Below are 20716 nucleotides of genomic sequence, written 5' to 3'. Positions count from 1 at the left end.
CCCGGGCGCCCTTCCCGGCCCTGGGGCCCTACCCTCACCCCGGCAGCGTCAGCCCCCAAGCCCCCTCCCGCACCGTCCACGTCCGCGTCCGCACAGGCCCCGCCACCAGCGAATCCGCCCGGTAGCGGAAGTCCGCGCCCGACACGGTCACCCGGTGGCCGATCGCGTGCAGCGGGGCCGCCTCGGCGCCCACCGACACCGGCCGGACCTCGACGTCGGCGCCGCCGTCCGTGCCGGGGGAGATGGACACGCCCTCCACGGGCTGGTCCAGGTCGACGAGCATCACCCCGTCCACCTCCACCCGCAGCCGCGAGGGCCCGGCCCCGCCCCCCGCGGCGACCCGTATGCGCGGCCGCGGCGGACGGAACGCCCGCGCGGGCCGCGAAGGCCGCGTGGACAACGTACGGACGAGGGACTGCGGCCAGGCGCGCAGCCACGAGTGGTGGCCGGCCGAGGCGCCGCCGTCTGCTTCCGTGCCCGCGCAGGTGCCGGCCTCCGCGTCGGCCGGATCCTCCGGTTCCGGGGGCGGCGCACCCGGCAGGACCGGTATCCGCAGCGTGCCCAGCACCACCCCGTCGCTGTCGTCGACGAGCAGATCCAGCCGTCGCTCGACGCCGTCGAGGGCGGCGCGGGCCGCCGCGACCGCCCCGGTCGGCACGCCGAGGGAGCGGGCGAGCCCCAGGGCCGAACCCACGGGGATCAGCGAGAGGGCGCACGCCGTCAGCTCCCGCTGCCGATGCAAAAGAGCCACGGTCCGCAGCAGCGCGCGGTCGTCACCGACCACCACCGGCCGCCGCGAACCCCGCCGCGAGAGCGCTCGCGCGAATTCCTCGGGCCCCTCGGGAAGGCACACTTTCGTACTCGCCGCACCCGCGCTGAGCACGTCTTTCGCGATCCGTACGGCCTCGCCGTCCGTGCGACGGGCAAGGGGGTCGATGACCACGAGGAGCTGGTCGGGAGTCGCCACCTCGGTCCTGCCTCGCTTCCTCGGGTAGCATCTTTGTGCAAGAGCCCCTTGCGCTATTGCGCCAGGGGCTTCGTCTATTCCGGGGCATCCGGGTCCACAGTGTGCGGCCAACGACGGTCGCGGCGCACGCGACGGTAATGAGCCATCGCGTACGCCCCCGACCTTGGACATGCCCCGCCCGGAAGGGGTGTACGCGCGTGCCCGCACTTGTGCTGCTCGGTGCTCAGTGGGGTGACGAAGGCAAGGGAAAGGCGACGGACCTACTCGGTGGCTCCGTCGATTATGTGGTGCGCTACCAGGGCGGCAACAACGCCGGCCACACGGTAGTCGTGGGCGACCAGAAGTATGCCCTGCACCTCCTCCCTTCCGGGATCCTCACTCCGGAGTGCACTCCGGTCATCGGTAACGGCGTCGTCGTCGACCCGTCGGTCCTGCTCTCCGAGCTGAGCGGTCTGAACGAGCGCGGCGTCGACACGTCCAAGCTCCTGATCAGCGGCAACGCTCACATCATCACGCCGTACAACGTGACCGTGGACAAGGTCACGGAACGTTTCCTCGGTAAGCGGAAGATCGGTACGACGGGCCGTGGCATCGGCCCGACCTACGCCGACAAGATCAACCGCGTGGGCATCCGAGTCCAGGACCTCTACGACGAGTCGATCCTGACGCAGAAGGTCGAGGCGGCCCTCGACGTCAAGAACCAGCTCCTCACCAAGCTCTACAACCGCCGCGCCATCGCGGTGGACCAGGTCGTCGAGGAACTCCTCGTCTACGCCGACAAGCTCGCCCCGTACGTCACCGACACGGTCCTGGTCCTCAACCAGGCCCTCGAGGACAACAAGGTCGTCCTGTTCGAAGGCGGCCAGGGGACCCTGCTGGACATCGACCACGGCACGTACCCCTTCGTGACCTCGTCGAACCCGACCGCCGGTGGCGCCTGCACGGGTGCCGGCGTCGGCCCGACGAAGATCAGCCGGGTCATCGGCATCCTCAAGGCGTACACGACCCGTGTCGGCGCCGGCCCGTTCCCCACGGAACTCTTCGACGAGGACGGCGAGGCGCTGCGCCGTATCGGCGGTGAGCGGGGCGTGACCACGGGCCGCGACCGTCGCTGCGGCTGGTTCGACGCGGTCATCGCCCGCTACGCGACCCGCGTGAACGGCCTGACCGACTTCTTCCTCACCAAGCTCGACGTCCTCACGGGCTGGGAACAGATCCCGGTCTGCGTCGCCTACGAGATCGACGGCAAGCGCGTCGAGGAACTCCCCTACTCCCAGTCCGACTTCCACCACGCCAAGCCCGTCTACGAGACCCTCCCCGGCTGGTCCGAGGACATCACCAAGGCCAAGTCGTTCTCCGACCTCCCGAAGAACGCCCAGAACTACGTCAAGGCCCTGGAGGACATGTCCGGCGCCCCGATCTCCGCGATCGGCGTCGGCCCGGGCCGCGACGAGACGATCGAGATCAACTCGTTCATCTAGCGGCTCACCCGGGCCGGGCACGCGTCGGCGTGCCCGGCCCCGGTCCGTCCCGGGCGTGGGACTCTCCGATGTCGGGAGGCGACCTGCTTCACCACTGAGGAGGGCCGGCGGACCTGCTTCATGGTCTTCGACCCGCAGAAGGGCCTGTCGGCGCTGGGCCGCTGAGGCTCAGCTGAAGACGATCATCGATCCCTGCGCCAGACTTCGGGTCGCCGCCGCGTGCAGGCCCAGCCAGACGTGGCGTTCGCGGGCGAAGGGGCTGGGGTCGTAGGGGGCGGGTACGGCCGGTTCCTCCAACTCCGTGGGGGCCAGTGGGGCTTCGGGTGGCGCCGGGGGGTTCGTGGGGTCGATGCCGATGGACGGTGCGACGAGCTCCAGTTCCCGCAGGAGGCCGTGGGAGGAGCCCAAGGGGCCGCCCCCGGCGAGGAGTTCGTCGTCGGAGAGTGGGTGCGGGAAGTCGACGGGGACATAGGCGCCCGCGTGGTCGTAGTGCCAGACCAGATGCGACTGCTGGGCTGTGCTCTCGAACATCTCCAGGAGCTGCTCGTAGTCCCCGCCCAGCGCGTCCACCGGCGTCACCGCGAGCCCGCACACCTGGAGCAGATAGGCCCGGCGCAGGAAGTGCAGCGCGTCGTAGTCGAAGCCCGCGACGGGGGCGACGTCCCCGGTCAGCCCCGGCATGTACTGGTACACCGGCACCGGCGGCAGCCCTGCCTCGCCCAACAGCTTGTTGTAGAGCGCGAGTTCCTCGGCGAAGGGGTTGTCGGGCGTGTGGCACAACACGTCGACGAGCGGGACCAACCAGAGGTCACAGGCCAAAGGAGCACTCCTCGCGTCATCCGGCCGCACACACACGGTAGGGAGTCGTTCGCGTACGGCACACAGTGGTCAGGGAAGCGTAGTCGCTGCACGCGTCTTCAGTCCCCTTCGTGCAGGTCCCATACCCACACACCGTCCGCCCACGTCCCGGGTCGCCCGACCAGCTTGTCCACGGCCTCCCGCAACTGCTCGTCGTACGGCTGCGGGCGCAGGACCAGCGCGCCCGCGTGCCAGTACGCGAAGTCCTTCCGGGCCTGTGCCCGCCAGTTCTCGCCGATCACCGGGACCCGGCCGGTGTAGCGGACGTCACGCAGCAGGTGGGAGGTGTGGCGGGGGGCGGCGCCGTAGATGCCGACGCGGTCCTTGCCGAAGGGGCCGTTGAAGTAGCCGCCGGGCATCCGGAAGCCGAAGTCCGCCGTGGTCTGCCAGCGCAGCGCCTCCGCGTTGCCCGGGTCGGGCAGCGGCACGGGCACCAGGGTCTCGCCGGCCCCGGTGTCGACGTACGACTTCCAGGTGCCGTCCGCGATGAACGCCGGGACCTCGGCGCGCTCCACGGACTTCAGCGGGGCCGGGACGATCGGCAGCAGGGCGAGGGTGATCGCCATGAAGCCCACGTACCGCGTGCCGAGGCTCGGCTCGGCCGCCAGTCGTTCGCAGGCGATCGCCAGCAGCATGCCCAGCGCCGGGGCGCAGATCATCGCCACGCGGCCCTCGATGACCGACTCGAAGAGGGGCTTCTCGGCGAGCAGCGCCCAGGGGCCGGGCAGCACGAGGTCCGTCTGCGGGAGGCGGAACTCCGGGCCCAGGGAGAGGAGGGCGGAGCCGACCGCGGTGACGGCGAGCGCCTTCACCAGGGGGCGCTCCCACAGGCGTACGACGATGCCGAGGGCCAGGAGGACCAGTGGCCAGCCGTAGAAGGCGTTCTGCTCGGTGATGTTGAGGGAGAGCGCGTCCGCCCGGTCGCGGTCGCCCGCGAGGAGTGAGCGCTCGGCGAAGGAGAGGAGGGCGAGCGGGCTGTTGCCGGAGTTGTCGCCGTGCGCGATGTTCCCGTAGCTCTGCGGGCCGAGGAACTGCCAGGAGAGCGGGAAGGCGACCAGGGGGAGTGCCACGAGGACGGCGATGCCCAGGCCCTTCAGGAGCGGCTGCCAGGCGTCGCGGGCCACGTCCCGGCGCGTCAGCCCGTACGCGGCGGCGAACAGCAGCATGCCCATCGCGGCGAGGAGGAGGGCTTCCTCGCCGAGGAAGATCTGGTACACGGCCATCAGGCCGAGGATCACGCCGTCGCGTGTGGTCCGGGCGCCCGTGCACAGGCGCAGCGCCCGGTCGATGATCGGCGGGATCATGAACAGGACGACGAAGTTCGGGTGCGCGTTGGCGTGGCTGACCATCGGCGGCGCGAAGGCGGCGAGGGCCGCTCCGGCGAAGGCCGCGCCCCGGTGCCGTACGAGTCTTTTGACGATCAGCCAGTACCAGGCGGCGGCCGTGGCGGCGAGGCCCAGGGTCGTCACGAGGGCGAGGGAGACCGCCGGGCCTAAGAGGAGCGTGATGGGGGCGAAGGGGACGGACAGGCCCAGCATGACCGTGTTGGCCATCAGGTTCACGCCGTCGGGGAAGCCCTGGAAGGTGGTGAAGAGGGGGTTGCGGAGGTGGACGAGGTTGTCGGCCGTGACCGCGAAGAACCACTCCCACTGGTTCTGGTCCTGGAGGGAGTCGGAGAGATAGCGGCCGTTCGGGTCGAGCCAGCGGCCGATGTAGAGGACCACGGACATCAGGAGGAAGCAGGTGACCGCGAGGGCGTCGGCGGGGCGGGCGGAACGGGCCCGCAGCGCGGCGAGTTCGCCGAGCACACGGGCGTAGTCGTACGGCCGGATCTTCGAGCCCGGCTGGTGGGACCAGCGCACGGGTACCTCGACGACGGGCCAGCCGCTGCGGCGGAAGTACCGCAGGATCTCCACGTCGATCCCGAACCCGTTGAGGCGGGAGGCTGCGAAGGCCTCGCGGGCGTGGTCGCCGTCGAACAGCTTGAAACCGCACTGGGTGTCGCGGATGCCGGGCACCGCGACCCCGCGTATCAGGAAGTTGCCGGCCCGGCCCAGCGCCTCGCGCAGCCGGTGCTGATGGCGTTCGATGCTCGCGCCGGGCGCCTCGCGCGAGCCGATCGCGGCCGTGTGCCCGTCGGCGAGCGCCTTGTCGAGGCGCTCCAACTCGTCGATGGGCGCGGCGAGATCGGCGTCGGTGAGCAGGACCCGGCGGCCGTGCGAGGCGAGGACACCGAGCCGCAGCGCATGGCCCTTGCCCCGGTTGCGGGGTCCGCCGGAGACGAGCTGGACGCGTGCGTCGCGGGCGGTGACGGTGGCCACGACGTCGGCCGTGGCGTCCGTCGACCCGTCGTCGACGACGATGATCTCCCAGGTGGCGGCCGCCTCCGTCGCCGCCAGGTGGGCGACGATCGTGTCCAGCGTGGGGGCGAGGCGGTCCTCCTCGTTGTAGGCGGGGACGACGACGGAGAGGTCGACGCTCACCTGCCGGCCCCCGGGCTTCGGGGTGGTGCTCATCCGTCCGCCAGGCGTTCCACAAGGGTCAGGGAGTGCTCGTCGTAACTGGCGATGATCTCCTGGGCGGTCTGCGCGTCGCGGCGGGTGAGGGCGTCGACGAGCTCGGTGTGGTCGGCCCACAGCCGGCCCCTCAGATCGTCCGCCCGGCGCAGATGCTGGACGGCGCACGCCCAGGACTGCACGCGCAGCCGGTGCAGGAAGTCGGTGAGGTACGGGTTGCCGAACAGGGCGCTCAACTCGCGCCAGAACCGCAGGTCGTAGCCGACGAGGATGCTCAGGTCCCCGGCGATCGCGGCCCGCCGCGCCTCCTCGCCGCGCCGCCGGACCCCGGCGAGCGCGGCGGCCGTACGGGGGTCGACCCGGCGGTCGCCCAGCCGCCGGAACATGCCGTCGGTGACCAGGCTGCGGGCCTCGACCATGTGCCGGTAGTCGCCCTCGGAGTACTCGTGGACCTCGAAACCCCGGTGCTGCACGGCGTCCAGCAGCCCCTGCGCGGACAGGTCCACCAGTGCCTCGCGCACGGGCGTCGCCGACACCCCGTACTGCTCGGCGATCTCCTTGACCGTGAACTCCTGCCCCGGCTTGAGTCTGCCGGCCAGCACCTCGTCACGGAGCGCGTCCGCGAGCTGCTGCCGCAGGGTGCTACGAGTCACGGCGCCATTGCCGCCGCCGGTGCCGGTGCCGGGCATCGTGGTCCGGTTCCCCCATCCGCGTACGCGTACGCATACCTGTGTGTGCTCTCTGAGTTCTCTTACGAGCACGTCACCTTACGCGTTCGGGTTCCGGGGAGGAGTTTTTGGCCTTCTGCTCGGCACCGGGGGCGACTAGGGCCTCATGAGGTGTCTCATGAGGTGTGTTCGTCCGCCACGGACAGGGCCGTGTCCAGGGCGGCGAGGCCCTCCTTGGCCTCGGCCTCCGTGATGTTGCACGGGGGGACGACGTGGGTGCGGTTCATGTTGATGAAGGGCCACAGGCCCTGGGCCTTCGCGGCGGCGCCGAAGGCGAGCATGGGGGCATTGGCCTCGCCGGCCGCGTTGTAGGGGACGAGGGGTTCGCGGGTCTCCTTGTTCTTCACCAGCTCCAGCGCCCAGAACATGCCGACACCGCGCACCTCGCCCACGGAAGGGTGCCGCTCGGCCAGTTCGCGGAGCGCCGGCTCGATGACGGACGTGCCGAGGGTGGCCGCGTTCTCGACGACGCCCTCCTCCGCCATGACGTTGATCGTCGCGACGGCGGCGGCGCAGGCCAGCGGGTGCCCGGAGTACGTGAGACCGCCGGGGTACGGCCGCTTCGCGAACGTCTCGGCGATCGCGGAGGAGATGGCGACGCCGCCGAGGGGCACGTAACCGGAGTTCACGCCCTTGGCGAAGGTCATCAGGTCGGGTACGACGCCGAAGAGGTCCGCGGCGAACCAGGTGCCCGTCCGCCCGAAGCCCGCCATGACCTCGTCGAGGACGAAGACGATGCCGTACTTGTCGCACAGCTCCCGGACGCCGGCCAGATAGCCGGGCGGCGGGATCATGATCCCGGCCGTGCCGGGGACGGTCTCCAGGATGATCGCGGCGATGGTCGACGGTCCCTCGAAGGTGATCGTCGTCTCCAGGTGCTCAAGGGCCCGCGCGCACTCCTGCTCCTCCGTCTCCGCGTGGAAACGGGAGCGGTAGAGGAAGGGCGCCCAGAAACGCACGACCCCGGCCGTGCCGGTGTCGGAGGCCCAGCGGCGGGGGTCGCCCGTGATGTTCACGGCCTGCTGGGTGCCGCCGTGGTACGAGCGGTACGCGGCCAGCACCTTGGGGCGGCCGGTGTGCAGCCGGGCCATGCGCACGGCGTGCTCGACCGCGTCGGCGCCGCCGTTGGTGAAGAAGATCTTGTCCAGGTCGCCGGGCGTCCGCTCCGCGATCAGGCGGGCCGCCTCCGACCGGGCCTCGATCGCGAACGCCGGGGCGAACGTCGTCAGCGTCGCCGCCTGCTCCTGGATCGCCGCGACGACCTTCGGGTGCTGGTAGCCGATGTTCGTGTAGACGAGGCCGCTGGAGAAGTCGAGGTACCGCTTGCCGTCGTAGTCCCAGAAGTACGACCCCTCCGCACCGGCGACGGCGAGCGGGTCGATGAGCTCCTGCGCGGACCAGGAGTGGAACACGTGCGCGCGGTCCGCGGCCTTCACCGCGGCGCCGACCTGGGGGTTTGCCTGGGGAGTCATGGGGTGAGAGTAAGCGCCCGAGGTGAGGGGGCGATATCGGCGACCTGTCTGCGAGCGGGCCGGGAACACGACAGGTTGTCGGGCGTGGGCTGCGCGGCGGTGCCTGGGCGCCTGATAGCTCGGGGGTTCGGGTTGTTCGGCGGGTGCGGGTGGGTTGTGGTTGCTCGCGCAGTTCCCCGCGCCCCTCGAAAAGCAGGGGCTGCGCCCCTTGCTTTTCGTTCCCCGGTTGGCCGGCCGCTGTTACGGAACCGTAGACACCGGCCCATCCGCCCTGCCGGACGGCCGCACTACGATCGGTCCGTTGCGCACGGATTTGTGCGCGGCGGGGCACGGCACGGGGAATCGGGGGACGGTGGCCATGGAGAAGCTCGGGCCTGGGGATCCGCAGCGGATCGGGGTGTACCGGCTGCTCGCGCGGCTGGGGGCCGGCGGGATGGGGAACGTGTACCTGGCCCGGTCCGACCGGGGCCGTACCGTCGCCGTCAAGCTCGTGCGGCGGGAGCTGGCCGAGCAGGAGGAGTTCCGGGCCCGCTTCCGGCAGGAGGTGCGGGCCGCGCGGCAGGTCGGCGGGTACTGGACCGCGCCCGTGCTGGACGCGGACACCGAGGCCGCCATCCCGTGGGTCGCCACCGGGTACGTCGCCGGCCCCTCCCTCCAGGAGGTGGTCGGCCGGGAGCACGGGGCACTGCCCGAACGGTCCGTACGGACCCTCGCCGCTGGGCTCGCCCACGCCCTGGAGGACATCCACGAGGCCGGGCTCATCCACCGCGACCTCAAGCCGTCCAACGTGCTGGTGACCATCGACGGGCCGCGCGTCATCGACTTCGGTATCGCGCGGGCGCTGGAGACCGTGGCGGACGGCGGGCTCACGCGCACCGGCGCGCTCGTCGGGTCGCCCGGCTTCATGGCACCCGAGCAGGTGCGCGGCGACCGCATCACCCCCGCCTGCGACGTCTTCTGCCTCGGCTCCGTCCTCTCCTACGCCGCCACCGGCAACCTCCCCTTCGGCGCCGCCAACTCCGGTGGCCACGCCCTGATGTTCCGCATCGCCCAGGAGGAACCCGACCTGGAGGGGCTGCCGGAGGGCCTCTACGACCTCGTCCGCGACTGCCTGAGAAAGGACCCCGCCGCACGCCCGACCCTCGCGGAGATCCTGCGGCGCACGGGGGCGGAGGACACGGTCTTCGCCGGGCGGTCGCGCGATCCCTGGCTGCCGAGCGGCCTGGTCGCCCAACTGGGGCGGCACGCGGTGCGGTTGCTGGACGCGGAGGATCCGGAGGAGGCTGTGGCCCAGACGGAGGGTGGTGCCTCAGCGGCGCCCGACCTCGCCAAGCAGCCGCCCGCCGCTGCCGCCTCGACCCCGCCCGGCGCCCCCGCGTCGCTGAACGCTGGCGGCCTCGCGGCCCCGCCCGCTGTCCCCGAGGCTCCGCCCGAGCATGCGGCCGCCGCGCCTGAGGGTGCCGTACCGCCGCCTCCGCCGGGTGCGCCGGGCGGGGCTCCGCTGGATCTGATGCCGACGCGGATCGCGGGGGCGGGCTCGCAGCCGCCTCCGCCGGCCGCGCCGCTGCCGGGGCCGCCGGCCGCGCCGCCCGGGCCGCCTCCCGCCGGATACGGCTTCCCGCAGCAGCGCACCCAGCAGCCCGCCGCCGGGTACGGGCAGCAGCCCGCCGCCGGGTACGGGCAGCCGCCCGCCCCCGGCTATGGGCAGCCGCCCGGCGCGGCCCCCGGCTACGGCTATCCACAGAGCGCGCCGCAGGCGCCGTACGGCTCGTACGGGCAGGGGCCGTACGGCGGTGCTCCTGGGCCGGGCCTCGGCTCGACCCCGCCGTACGGGCCGAACCCCGTCTACGGCCCCGGAGGCGGCGGCGGTCAGGCCGAACACCCGCGCGGGAACCGGCGTTCCTCGGTGCTCCTCGTCATCGTCGCGCTGGTGGTCGCGCTCGGGGCCGGCGGCTCGGTGTACGCGTTGATGAAGAAGGGCGACGACGGCGGCACGGAGGACGACGCGAAGGGCGGGGCGACGACGAGCGCGCCGGAGACGCCGGGGCCCACGACACCCGAGCCGACGGACCCGGGAACCTCCCCGGAGGAGACCACCGAGTCGCCCGACGCGGGCACGATCCCGGAGGGGTTCCTCGGCACCTGGGACGCCACCCTCGACGGAACCGACGGCGCGGACACCCGCCAACTCGTCATCCAGCAGGGCGAGGTCGGCGACACGGTGCTCACCCTCACGGCGGACGGCCCGCTCGAAGGGGGCGGCACGTACCACTGTGTGTTCGAGGCCGCGTTGACGGAGGAACCGGCCGACGACGGCCCCCTGGAGATCGGCCCCTCCACCGTCACCACCGGCGAACCGGCCGCCTCCTGCTCCCCCGGCGCCGCCACCACGGTCACCCTCCTGCCCGACGGACAACTCCGGCGCGTCGACACGACGGGGAAGTCGGTGACGTACTCGAAGGCCGACTGAACTCTCGGTGAATGTCGGGCGCCGTATCCGGATTGTCCGCGCTTCGCCCGCCGCTCGCGCCGTACCGTGTCCCCGCTTGACTGCGGAGCGTGAGGCTCGGGGGAGTGGCTCGTATGCAGGAGTGGCTGAGCGCGGAGAACGTGGTGGCGGTGGCGACCGCCGTGGCCGGTGTCGTGGCGTCCGCCGTGATGGTCTATTACGAGCGCCGGGTGCCGAGGCGCAAGCGGATCGGCTACCGCGTGCAGATGGACAACCCGATAGGCCACGACGTGCGTTCGGGCCGCGCGAACGTCCGCCTCGGCCTGTTCGACGAGGCCCCGGACATGTCCGACGCGACCCTGGTCCTGCTGCGCGTCGAGAACGACGGCTCCCAGAGCATCGCCGACAACGACTACACGGGACGTGAACTGCACGGCCTGACCGCCGTGTTCAGCGGTCGCGTGATCCGCGGTGTCTCGGTCACCCAGCCGCCCGGCACCGACCACCTCATGGACCACTTCACCCCGTCCGCCGGTTTCGGCTACCGCGACGGCGTGCTCCGCATCCCCCGCGTCCCGCTCAACCGCGGCGACCACTTCAAGCTGCTCGTCCTCCTCTCCGGCGGCGACGTCGACAGCCCGATCCGGCTCATCGGCGGCATCCGCGACGGCGAGGTGCACCCCAACCGCAGCGCGACACCCGACGAGAAGCCGCCGCTGTTCAGCCGTCCCGCCCGGCTGATCACCGTGATGCTGACGCTGTGCGTGATCGCCCTGGCCGCGATCGTCGTCGTACGGGACGACACCCCGCCGCCCGTCGAGTGCGCGACGGGCGAGCTGACACTGACCGGGTCGACCGCGTTCGCGCCGGTGCTGCGCGGGCTCGCGGCGGAGTACGAGAAGGACTGCGTGGACGCCGAGATCCGGGTGGACGCGCGGGGCAGTTCGGCGGGCGTGGGCGAACTCGCCGCGCTGGGCGCCGAGTCGAAGAAGGGCTCCCCGGCGGTCATCGCGTTCTCCGACGGCCCGAGTACGAGCGCCGACCCCGAACTGGTCGGCCACCGGGTCGCCCTGTCCGTCTTCACCCTCGTCGTCAACGACGGCATCCGGCCGCGCGGCGGGAGCCTGACCACGGACGACGTACGCCGTATCTACCGGGGCGAGATCACCCGCTGGCGACAGCTCGACCGGTCCCTGCCCGACATCCCCGTCGTCCTCGTCAGCCGGGACGCGGACTCCGGTACCCGCCAGGTCTTCCAGCGGACCGTGCTGGACGGCTGGGAACAGGTCGCCAGCACCTCGCTCGACTGCCGCCGGGACGACCTGTCGACCGCCGCCGTCACCCGCTGCGAACTCGACTCCACCGAGCAGGTCCTCGCCAAGGTCGCCGAACTCCCCGGCGCCATCGGCTACAGCGAGATCAACCTGACCACCCGCCGCACCGGCCTGCGCAGCCTCGCCCTCGACGGCCGCACCGCCTCCGTGGAGGCCCTGGAGAAGGGCGACGACACCTACCCGTACTACGGCGCCGAGTACGCCTACACCTACCGCCGCCCACCCGCCAACTCCCTCGCCGACAGCTTCCTCGCCCATGTCCGCCGCGGCACCGCCCAGAGCGTCATCCGCAACCACGGCCATGTGCCGTGCGAGACGGCGACGGGGGCGAGGCTGTGCGACGAGCGGGCTCGGGACGACGAAGGGGGTTGAGGGGGGTGAGGGGGGTTGAGAGGGTGTGGTCGACGGGTGGCGGAGAACGCCGACCGGGCGGCGTACGCCGACGCGGTGTCGGAGTACGCCGCCCTGGAGCGGGACGAGTTGACGGTCCTACTTCGGGTCACGGTTGAACACTGACTTGGACCAGAAGTAGCCGAGGACGGCCAGACCCAGGCTCCAGGCGAGGGTGAGCCACCCGTTGTGGCCGATCTCGGTGCCGAGCAGGAGCCCGCGCAGGGTCTCGATGGCGGGGGTGAAGGGCTGGTACTCGGCGATGGGCTGGAACCAGCCCGGCATCGCGTCGACCGGCACGAACGTGCTGGAGATGAGCGGGAGGAAGATCAGCGGCAGCGCGTTGTTGCTGGCGGCCTCGGCGTTCGGGCTGATCAGGCCCATACCGACCGCGATCCAGGTGAGCGCCAGGGCGAAGAGCACGAGCAGCCCGAACGCCGCCAGCCACTCCAGGGCCGTGGCATCCGTGGACCGGAAGCCGATGGCCACGCCGACGGCGCCCACAAGGACCACGCCGGCGATGCACTGCAGCACGCTGCCGACGACGTGCCCGATGAGCACCGAGCCTCGGTGGACCGGCATCGTGCGGAAGCGGGCGATGATGCCCTCGGACATGTCCATGGAGACGGACACCGCGGTCCCGATCGTGGTGCCGCCGATGGTCATCAGCAGGATGCCCGGGACCAGATAGGCGATGTACTCGGAGCGGTCCGCCCCGCCGCCGCCGATGCCGGCGCTCATCACGTCGCCGAAGATGTAGACGAAGAGCAGCAGCATCATGATCGGCGTGAGCAGCAGGTTCAGGGTGAGGGACGGGTAGCGCCGCGCGTGCAGCAGATTCCGCCTCAGCATGGTGGACGAGTCGCGGACGGCGAGGGAGATCCGGGTCGGGCGGGCGGGAGCCAGGGGTGTGCTCATCGGACGTTCTCCTTGGCCTGGTCGGGCACGGTGGTGCTGCTGGTCAGAGCGAAGAACACGTCGTCGAGGTCGGGCGTGTGCACGGTCAGTTCGTCGGCCTCGATGCCGGCCGTGTCGAGCCAGTCGAGGATGGAACGCAGTTCGCGCTGGCTGCCGTCGCTGGGGATCTGCAGGGCCAGCGCCTCGTCGATGGGGGTCCCCCCGCTCGAGCGAAGCCGAGAGTGGGGGAGGGTGGCCTCGCGCAGGGCGACGGCGGCCGACTGATAGGCGGCAGGGTCGGAGAAGCGGAGCCGGACGTGCCCGCCGGGGATGAGCCGCTTCAGCTCCTCGGCGGTGCCCTCGGCGGCGATCTTGCCGTCGTTCAGCACGGCGATACGGTCGGCCAGCTCGTCGGCCTCCTCCAGGTACTGGGTGGTGAGGAAGACCGTCACCCCGTCGGAGACCAGCTCGCGGATGATGCCCCACATGTTGTGCCGGGAGCGCGGGTCGAGGCCGGTGGTCGGCTCGTCGAGGAAGATGATCCGGGGGCTGCCGACCAGGGTCATGGCGATGTCGAGGCGCCGCTTCATGCCGCCGGAGTAGGTGGAGGCGGGCTTCTTCGCGGCCTCGACCAGGTCGAAGCGCTCAAGGAGCTCGGCGGTGACCCGTTGTCCTTCGCGCTTGGACAGGTGGTGCAGGTCCGCCATCAGGAGCATGTTCTCCTCGCCGGTGATCAGACCGTCGACGGCGGAGAACTGCCCGGTGACACCGATCGCGGCGCGCACCCCGTCCGGTGACGTGGCGACGTCGTGGCCCGCGACCTGGGCCTGCCCGCCGTCGGCGGAGATGAGAGTGGAGAGGATCTTCACGGCGGTGGTCTTGCCGGCGCCGTTCGGCCCGAGCAGCGCGAACACGGACCCGGCCGGGATGCGCAGATCGATGCCGTCGAGGACGGTCTTGTCGCCGTACGACTTGCGCAGACCGGCGGTGGAGACGGCGGCGGGCGACGGCGAACCGGGCTGACTGGTCGTGGGCATGACAGAAGAAGGCATGGGGCCCTCCCGTTCGAAGGCGGAAGTGAGGGGGACGTGCGAGTCGAGGTCGGCTGGTCCGGCGGTCAGGCCTTGGCGCGTCGGACGTCGATGTTGCCCCAGTTGGTCCGGGCGCGGACCTTGACGGTGTCCTCGGTCTGCTGCTGCGGGGCCTCGGACGCGGCGAGCGAGTTGCGTACCTGCCCGCGGTTGGAGCTGACGTCGAGCCAGGCGGCGACGCCCTCGCGGATGCCGATCTCGATGGAGCCGTTGGAGGTCTCCAACTCGATGTCGCCGCAAGAGACTTCGGAGACGCGGAGGTGGCCGTTGGTCGAGGTGCCGGTGACCGACGCAGCGGCGCGAGCGATGTCGATGCCGCCATTGGTGCCGCTCATCCGCAGCTCGCCGGTCACGGCGCCGACGGACGTGGTGCCGTTCGAGTTCTTCAGGACGGCAGGACCGTCGATGGTGCCGACGCGCACGTTGCCGGTGCTGCAGGTGATCTCGGCCCTGCCTTCGATCCGGTCCACGGTGATCTGGCCGTGCGATGCGTTCAGTTCCACCGGTCCTGTGGTGTCGAGGCGGATGTCGCCGACCGAGGTTTTCACCCGGACCTCGCCGAGCCGGCCCTCGCCGAGCAGCTGGGCCCAAGCGCCGGTCATGTCGATGTGTGAGCCCGTGGGCAGGTCGACCGTCACATCCGCGACGCCGCTGGGCCCGATGAGGCGGCGATGCTTCGTCGCGACGGTCAGCACGCCGTTCGCGTACGTGACCTCGGTCTGATCGGCGGCCCGTACGTCCTTGTCCCGCTTCGGATCGCGGGGCAGCACCTCGACAACCGTGTCGGGGCGGTCGCTCGCGGTGAACCGGATGGAACCGGCGTCCACGCGGGCGGTGACCGAAATCGGTTCGGGAGTGTCGAAAGAAGGCATGGCTGTCCCGTCCTCTTGAGTCCTTGGGGCGTCCCTGCTGGTGGGACGTGGTGTGGGTGAAGTCGTGCGGATGTGTGTGCGGGTGGGGGCGGGGTTAGCGCACCCAGCCCGTGAAGCTCTGTCCGACGGTCTGGGCCTTCTCCGTCGTACGCGGCCGGGTGCCGCTGTCGACCGCCGCCGAGACGGCCCGCACCAGCCACGCGTTGACCGACAGACCCTCGCGGCCGGCGGCCTCCTCGGCACGGGCCTTGAGGTGGGCCGGCAGTCGCAGGTTGACGCGGGCGGTACCGCCCTCGTCGACGTCGGCCGGGGCCGGGGTGGTGAGCGGTTCGACGGGCGCGGCCGGTTCCGCGGGGGCGCCGCCGTACGTGGGCGGCGGGGTGACCACGAAGTCGGGGTCGAGCCCGCGCAGCCGTACGTCGACCGAGCCGGGGGCGAGTTCACGGGTGACCTCGTCCATCGCGGCGGAGAGCACGTTGAGCATGGTCAGGCGGGTCGCCGACTCCAGGGGAGCGGTGAGCCTCTCGGCCAGCTCGCGGGCTTCGTCGCCACCGGCTTCGGCGGCCACCGCGAGTTCACGGCGGAGGGTGTCGACATACGGGGTGAGGTCCATGACGCCATCATGGCATCACTGTGGCGCCATGTGCAAGCCCGGGTGGTGCCTCGCGGGGTGATGGGTCTACGACTGGCTGCCTGAGCTGCGGAAACGTGGAGCGGGTGAGGTGGGTGATCGTGGCGCCGAGTGTGCTTGTGTGCTGCCGGAGGCGCGAATTGGCACCGTGTGGCACCGCGTGGCGCCGTATGGTGCCGCGTGGCATCGCGTGCGGCATTGGGTGGTGTCAAGTGGTGCCATCCGATGTCGTGTGACGCCGGCTCTGGTGTCACGCCGCACCGCCCCGGCCCGCCCCTCGCGCCGTACGCCCCCTTGCCGCCCTCTTGACGCGTCCACGACGATGGTGGCGATCCGGCCCCACTGGTCCACGCGCACCACCGGAGGACACATGCGCCCCACGAGACGAACGCTCCTGACGGCATCGGCGGCGGCGGGCATGTCGGCCGCGGCGGGGGCGGCGGCGAGCCCGGCGGTGGCTGCCGGGCCGCGTACGGGGCGACCGCCCGCCACCGCCCAGCGCCCCACCCCCGAACTCCGCGCCCTGTTACGGGAGATCGACCCCGCCCGCATCGAGGCGACGGTCCGCAAGCTCGTCTCCTTCGGCACCCGGCACACCCTCTCCACGCAGGACGACCCGGTGCGTGGCATAGGCGCCGCCCGGGACTGGATCTTCGAGGAGCTGACGTCGTACGCGGCGGCCTCCGCCGGCCGTATGACGGTCGAACTCCAGTCGTACGTCCAGGAACCGGCCCCACGCATCCCCACCGCGACCCGCATCACGAACGTCGTCGCGACCCTGCGCGGCGCGCTGACCCCGGACCGCGTCTACGTCGTGTCCGGCCACTACGACTCCCGCGTCACGGACGTCATGGACGCGACCTCCGACGCCCCCGGCGCGGACGACGACGCGTCCGGCGTCGCCGTCGCCATGGAACTGGCCCGGGTGATGGCCCGCCGCCGCCCCGCCTCGACGATCGTGTTCGCGGCGGTGGCGGGGGAGGAGCAGGGCCTGTACGGGGCGGCGCACATGGCGCGGCTGTACAAGGAGGCCGGGGCGGACGTCCAGGCCATGTTCACCAACGACATCGTCGGCAGTTCGACGGCGGACGACGGAGACAAGGACCCGTACACCATCCGCCTCTTCGCGGAGGGCGTCCCGTCCTCGGAGACCCCCGAACAGGCCGCGATCCGCCGCTCGGTCGGCGGCGAGAACGACTCCCCGTCCCGCCAGCTGGCCCGCTTCGTCCGCGACGTGGCCGACAACGACGCCACCGCCATGCACGTCCGCGTCATCCACCGCCGCGACCGTTACCGCCGCGGCGGCGACCACATCCCCTTCCTCGAACGCGGCTACCCGGCCGCCCGCTTCACCGAGCCCGCCGAGGACTTCGCCCACCAGCACCAGGACGTACGCGTCGACAACGGCAAGCAGTACGGCGACCTCCCGGACTTCTGCGACTTCGCGTACACGGCCCGCGTGGCGAAGGTGAACGCCGCGACCCTCTGGACCCTGGCGCAGGCCCCCGGCACCCCGCGCGACGTCAGGATCCTGACCGCGGACCTGACCAACTCCACGCGGCTGACCTGGGTACGGGGCCCGGAACCCGACCTCGCGGGCTACGAGATCGTCTGGCGCGAGACGTCTGCCGCCGAGTGGACCCATGTCATCCCGGCCGGCGATGTCACGTCGTACGAGGTGGACCTGTCCAAGGACAACGTCTTCTTCGGGGTACGGGCCGTGAACCGAGCGGGCCTGCGCAGCCCGGTGTCTTTCCCGACCCCTCAGTCCTGACGCGGGAGGGCTCGGGGGCGGGGGTTCGTTGGCGGCTGCGGGTGCGTGGGGGCTGGTCGCGCAGTTCCCCGCGCCCCTAAAGGACCAGGCCCTGCGGGCCTGAAGACGACGGCCTTGCGGGCCTGAAAAGCACGGGGCGCAGCCCCTGCTTTTCAGGGGCGCGGGGAACTGCGCGACAAGCCCCCACGGACTCGCACACACCCACGCACCCCAGACACCCCCCACCCCCGAACAACCCACCCGCCCCAGCCACCCCACGGGGTCGAAGGGGCAGCGCCCCTGGGGATGGGACGGGTAGGGGCGGCGGGGGAGAAAAGGCACCCCGCACCCCACAACCCCCGCTACCGAGCCTCCGGCGGCCGCTGCCGAGGCATGTTCGGCCGAGCCCCCGGCGGCATCGCCACCCGCCCGTTCGCCGCCCCCTCCGCCCGAGGAACGGCCCCCCCGTTCTGCAGGCCCAGCGGAGCGGATCCCGTCCGGAACTCCACCATCCAGTCCGCCGTCTCCGCCCGCACAAGCTCCGTGATGTCCTCGGAGAACCGCCGCAGCACGGCGAGACACCGCTCCGCCGCCTCCCCGGCCGTCCCCTCCGCCGGCCCCAGCACCTCCCGCGCACTCTCCGACGCCCAGTCGAACCGCAGCACCTGAAGCCGCCGCTGCACCGCCTGAGCCGTGGCGACATCCCTTATCCACCCGGAGGTGACCCCGAAGAACCGATCCACCGCGACACACGCCACGCACGACAGCAGCGCGAGATACCCCCAGGGAGCCGCCCCGCCCATCACCCCGGTGAGATCGAGCAACGGCAGCGCCGCCCCGGCGAGCGCCCCCGCCGCCGCCCCGATCCGCAGCACCCGCGCCGCCAGCCGTTTCCACACCCGGTCCGCGAGATACCACGCGGCGGTCTCCAGGGCCGCCCGCTCGACCCACCGGTACAACTCCTCCAGCCGCTCCGCGGGCGCCCCCCAGTCCCCCTGCGGAAACGGCCGCCCGGCCAGATCCCCCGCCCACGGCCCGGTCGCCGACGTCCACGGCTCCGCCCACAGCCCGGACCCCTCACCCCGCCCGTCCGGGGGTCCCCCTTCGGGCTGCATCTCCGGCTGGCTCACCCGGCACTCCCTACTGACGACGCTGCTGACGACAGTGCGAGACACACGTGTACGGCGCTGACGCACCTTGACGCGGCCCGACCCTTCCTACCCCCCAATGGGTGGCGAAGACCCCGTTTTCACCGCTTTTCCCCCTGGAAGGTGCCCTTGATCAGGTATACGAATCCCCGCCGACTCACTCGAAAGAGTGGCGCGGCACAGGCCGTGCCGACCACGTAGGCTCGTTGCAACCGCAAGAAGAAAACTCGTGCGAGGGAGCTGAACGTGATCCCCGGTGGTGGCCAGCCCAACATGCAGCAGCTGCTCCAGCAGGCCCAGAAGATGCAGCAGGACCTGGCGAGGGCTCAGGAGGAACTCGCGCAGACGGAGGTCGACGGTCAGGCGGGCGGCGGCCTGGTGCGGGCCACCGTCACCGGCTCCGGCGAACTGCGTGCCCTGAAGATCGACCCCAAGGCGGTGGACCCGGAGGACACCGAGACCCTCGCCGATCTGATCGTCGCGGCCGTCCAGGCGGCCAACGAGAACGCCCAGACCCTCCAGCAGCAGAAACTGGGCCCCCTCGCCCAGGGCCTCGGCGGCGGTGGCGCCGGCATTCCCGGCCTGCCCTTCTGAACATCTCCGCGACCCCCCTTTCGATCCCATCAGTGCCCCGTACCTCCTTCCTCGGAGCGGCCGCGGCCGACTACGGTACGTACGGAAAGACACCAGGAAGGACGGCAGTCCGTGTACGAAGGCGTGGTCCAGGACCTCATCGACGAGTTGGGGCGGCTGCCCGGCGTCGGTCCCAAGAGCGCGCAGCGGATCGCCTTCCACATCCTGCAGGCGGAGCCGACGGACGTACGGCGGCTCGCACAGGCCCTCCTCGAAGTGAAGGCGAAGGTCCGCTTCTGCGCGACCTGCGGCAACGTCGCGCAGGAGGAGCTGTGCAACATCTGCCGTGACACGCGCCGTGACCTCTCGGTCATCTGCGTCGTGGAGGAGCCGAAGGACGTCGTGGCGATCGAGCGGACCCGCGAGTTCCGCGGCCGTTACCACGTCCTCGGCGGCGCGATCAGCCCGATCGAGGGAGTCGGCCCCGACGACCTGCGCATACGAGAGCTGCTGGCCCGCCTGGCGGACGGGACGGTCACCGAACTGATCCTGGCCACGGACCCGAATCTCGAAGGCGAGGCCACGGCCACGTACCTCGCCCGCATGATCAAACCCATGGGCCTCAAGGTCACCCGCCTGGCCAGCGGCCTCCCGGTGGGCGGCGACCTGGAATACGCGGACGAGGTGACCCTCGGCCGCGCCTTCGAGGGGAGACGACTCCTAGATGTCTGACGCCACGCTGCACGCGACCGGCCTGAACCCGGACGACTTCGCGGTCCAGATCGCGGACCAGATCGAAAGCTTCCTGGTCGCCGTGACCGAGGTGGCCAGAGGCGACGAGCCGGACTCGGCCGTCCCCTTCCTCCTCCTGGAGGTCTCCCAGCTCCTCCTGGCCGGCGGCCGCCTCGGCGCGCACGAGGACATCCTGCCGGACGAGCGCTACGAGCCCGACCCGGGCCCCGAGCCGGACGTCGACGACCTGCGCGAACGCCTGGCGCGGATGCTCGACCCGGTCGACGTCTACTCCGAGGTCTTCGACCCCTACGAGCCCCGCAAGGCCCCGGTCCCGGCCCGTATCTCCGACGACCTGGCCGACGTCATCGCCGACCTCCGCCACGGCATGGCCCACTACCGCGCGGGCCGCACCACCGAGGCCCTCTGGTGGTGGCAGTTCTCCTACTTCTCCAACTGGGGCTCCACCGCCTCGGCGACCCTCCGCGCCCTCCAGTCCGTGGTCGCGCATGTCCGGCTGAACCAACCCCTCGCCGAACTCGACGGCCTCGACACCGACCAGGAAATGATGGGCGACGAGACCCTGGAGTTCGAGGCGGGCAAGGTCATGGCGGAGGAGATCGCGGCCCCGCTGGGCCTGCGGAAGGTGAAGTAGGGCCCCGGCGCAGCGTCTGCGCCGAGAGCCGAGAGCAAGAGCCGAGAGCAAGAGCCGGGAGTCGAGAGCCGATTCGGGCCCCGTCCGTCGCCGGGCGGGGCCCGCCCCTGTCGCAGCCCCGACCCCCGCAGCCCCGACCCCCCTTGCTGAACGGGCGACTGAAAAGTGC

17 protein-coding genes are annotated in these 20716 nt (G+C 71.6%); 7 read left to right on the top strand and 10 right to left on the bottom strand.

Translation table 11 applies throughout. The features are described from left to right. Positions 1-34: 34 nt before the first annotated feature. Complete coding sequence (locus JIX56_RS20760; protein WP_257542704.1) at positions 35-967, bottom strand: acylglycerol kinase family protein; 933 nt, start codon at positions 965-967, stop codon at positions 35-37. 197 nt (positions 968-1164) lie between these two features. Between JIX56_RS20760 and JIX56_RS20755 the strand changes: the two genes are divergently transcribed. After that, complete coding sequence (locus JIX56_RS20755) at positions 1165-2448, top strand: adenylosuccinate synthase (protein WP_257542703.1); 1284 nt, start codon at positions 1165-1167, stop codon at positions 2446-2448. Positions 2449-2616: 168 nt separating this feature from the next. Here the strand turns inward: JIX56_RS20755 and JIX56_RS20750 are convergent, their stop codons facing one another. From JIX56_RS20750 to JIX56_RS20735, 4 genes are all read right to left on the bottom strand, one after another. Beyond that, positions 2617-3267, bottom strand: coding sequence for a hypothetical protein (locus JIX56_RS20750; RefSeq protein ID WP_257542702.1), 651 nt, complete (start codon positions 3265-3267; stop codon positions 2617-2619). A gap of 98 nt (positions 3268-3365) precedes the next feature. Further along, on the bottom strand, positions 3366-5822 hold the full coding sequence (locus tag JIX56_RS20745) for a dolichyl-phosphate beta-glucosyltransferase (protein ID WP_257542701.1): 2457 nt from the start codon (positions 5820-5822) through the stop codon (positions 3366-3368). Next, entirely contained in the window at positions 5819-6511 is a 693-nt protein-coding gene (locus tag JIX56_RS20740; RefSeq protein WP_257542700.1) for a GntR family transcriptional regulator, read from the bottom strand. Before JIX56_RS20740 ends, JIX56_RS20745 begins: the two co-directional genes overlap by 4 nt. A gap of 155 nt (positions 6512-6666) precedes the next feature. Further along, positions 6667-8022 (bottom strand): aspartate aminotransferase family protein, encoded by a 1356-nt coding sequence (locus JIX56_RS20735; RefSeq protein ID WP_257542699.1) that lies wholly within the window; start codon positions 8020-8022, stop codon positions 6667-6669. 358 nt (positions 8023-8380) lie between these two features. On the opposite strand from JIX56_RS20735, the gene JIX56_RS20730 reads away from it, so the two are divergent. Beyond that, complete coding sequence (locus tag JIX56_RS20730; protein WP_257550992.1) at positions 8381-10492, top strand: serine/threonine-protein kinase; 2112 nt, start codon at positions 8381-8383, stop codon at positions 10490-10492. A gap of 113 nt (positions 10493-10605) precedes the next feature. Beyond that, positions 10606-12177: a PstS family phosphate ABC transporter substrate-binding protein gene (locus JIX56_RS20725; protein WP_257550990.1), complete on the top strand. Its 1572-nt coding sequence runs from the start codon at positions 10606-10608 to the stop codon at positions 12175-12177. Positions 12178-12294: 117 nt separating this feature from the next. Here JIX56_RS20725 and JIX56_RS20720 read toward each other — a convergent pair whose 3' ends face one another. From JIX56_RS20720 to JIX56_RS20705, 4 genes are all read right to left on the bottom strand, one after another. Beyond that, on the bottom strand, positions 12295-13113 hold the full coding sequence (locus JIX56_RS20720; RefSeq protein WP_257542698.1) for an ABC transporter permease: 819 nt from the start codon (positions 13111-13113) through the stop codon (positions 12295-12297). Then, positions 13110-14144 (bottom strand): ATP-binding cassette domain-containing protein, encoded by a 1035-nt coding sequence (locus JIX56_RS20715; RefSeq protein ID WP_443031847.1) that lies wholly within the window; start codon positions 14142-14144, stop codon positions 13110-13112. Before JIX56_RS20715 ends, JIX56_RS20720 begins: the two co-directional genes overlap by 4 nt. A gap of 65 nt (positions 14145-14209) precedes the next feature. After that, complete coding sequence (locus JIX56_RS20710) at positions 14210-15055, bottom strand: DUF4097 family beta strand repeat-containing protein (protein ID WP_257542697.1); 846 nt, start codon at positions 15053-15055, stop codon at positions 14210-14212. Positions 15056-15149: 94 nt separating this feature from the next. Continuing rightward, the gene (locus tag JIX56_RS20705) at positions 15150-15668 is read right to left on the bottom strand and encodes a hypothetical protein (RefSeq protein WP_257542696.1); all 519 of its coding nucleotides are present in this window, start codon (positions 15666-15668) and stop codon (positions 15150-15152) included. 388 nt (positions 15669-16056) lie between these two features. Between JIX56_RS20705 and JIX56_RS20700 the strand changes: the two genes are divergently transcribed. Then, entirely contained in the window at positions 16057-17460 is a 1404-nt protein-coding gene (locus tag JIX56_RS20700; RefSeq protein ID WP_257542695.1) for a M28 family metallopeptidase, read from the top strand. A gap of 341 nt (positions 17461-17801) precedes the next feature. On the opposite strand, the gene JIX56_RS20695 is transcribed toward JIX56_RS20700, so the two are convergent. Next, positions 17802-18569 (bottom strand): SLATT domain-containing protein, encoded by a 768-nt coding sequence (locus tag JIX56_RS20695; RefSeq protein WP_257542694.1) that lies wholly within the window; start codon positions 18567-18569, stop codon positions 17802-17804. A gap of 264 nt (positions 18570-18833) precedes the next feature. Here JIX56_RS20695 and JIX56_RS20690 point away from each other — a divergent pair, with 264 nt between their 5' ends. The 3 genes from JIX56_RS20690 to JIX56_RS20680 all read left to right on the top strand — a co-directional run bounded on the left by JIX56_RS20690 (position 18834) and on the right by JIX56_RS20680 (position 20547). Then, on the top strand, positions 18834-19181 hold the full coding sequence (locus JIX56_RS20690; RefSeq protein WP_257542693.1) for a YbaB/EbfC family nucleoid-associated protein: 348 nt from the start codon (positions 18834-18836) through the stop codon (positions 19179-19181). Positions 19182-19292: 111 nt separating this feature from the next. After that, positions 19293-19892: a recombination mediator RecR gene (gene recR / locus JIX56_RS20685; protein ID WP_189786115.1), complete on the top strand. Its 600-nt coding sequence runs from the start codon at positions 19293-19295 to the stop codon at positions 19890-19892. Further along, the gene (locus tag JIX56_RS20680) at positions 19885-20547 is read left to right on the top strand and encodes a DUF5063 domain-containing protein (RefSeq protein ID WP_257542692.1); all 663 of its coding nucleotides are present in this window, start codon (positions 19885-19887) and stop codon (positions 20545-20547) included. The genes recR and JIX56_RS20680 overlap by 8 nt, the downstream gene beginning before the upstream one ends. Positions 20548-20716: the final 169 nt, after the last annotated feature.

Source organism: Streptomyces sp. CA-210063 (assembly GCF_024612015.1).
GTDB lineage: Bacteria > Actinomycetota > Actinomycetes > Streptomycetales > Streptomycetaceae > Streptomyces.
The sequence above is the reverse complement of the archived record's forward strand: the minus strand, read 5'-3'. Positions and strand labels throughout refer to the sequence as shown.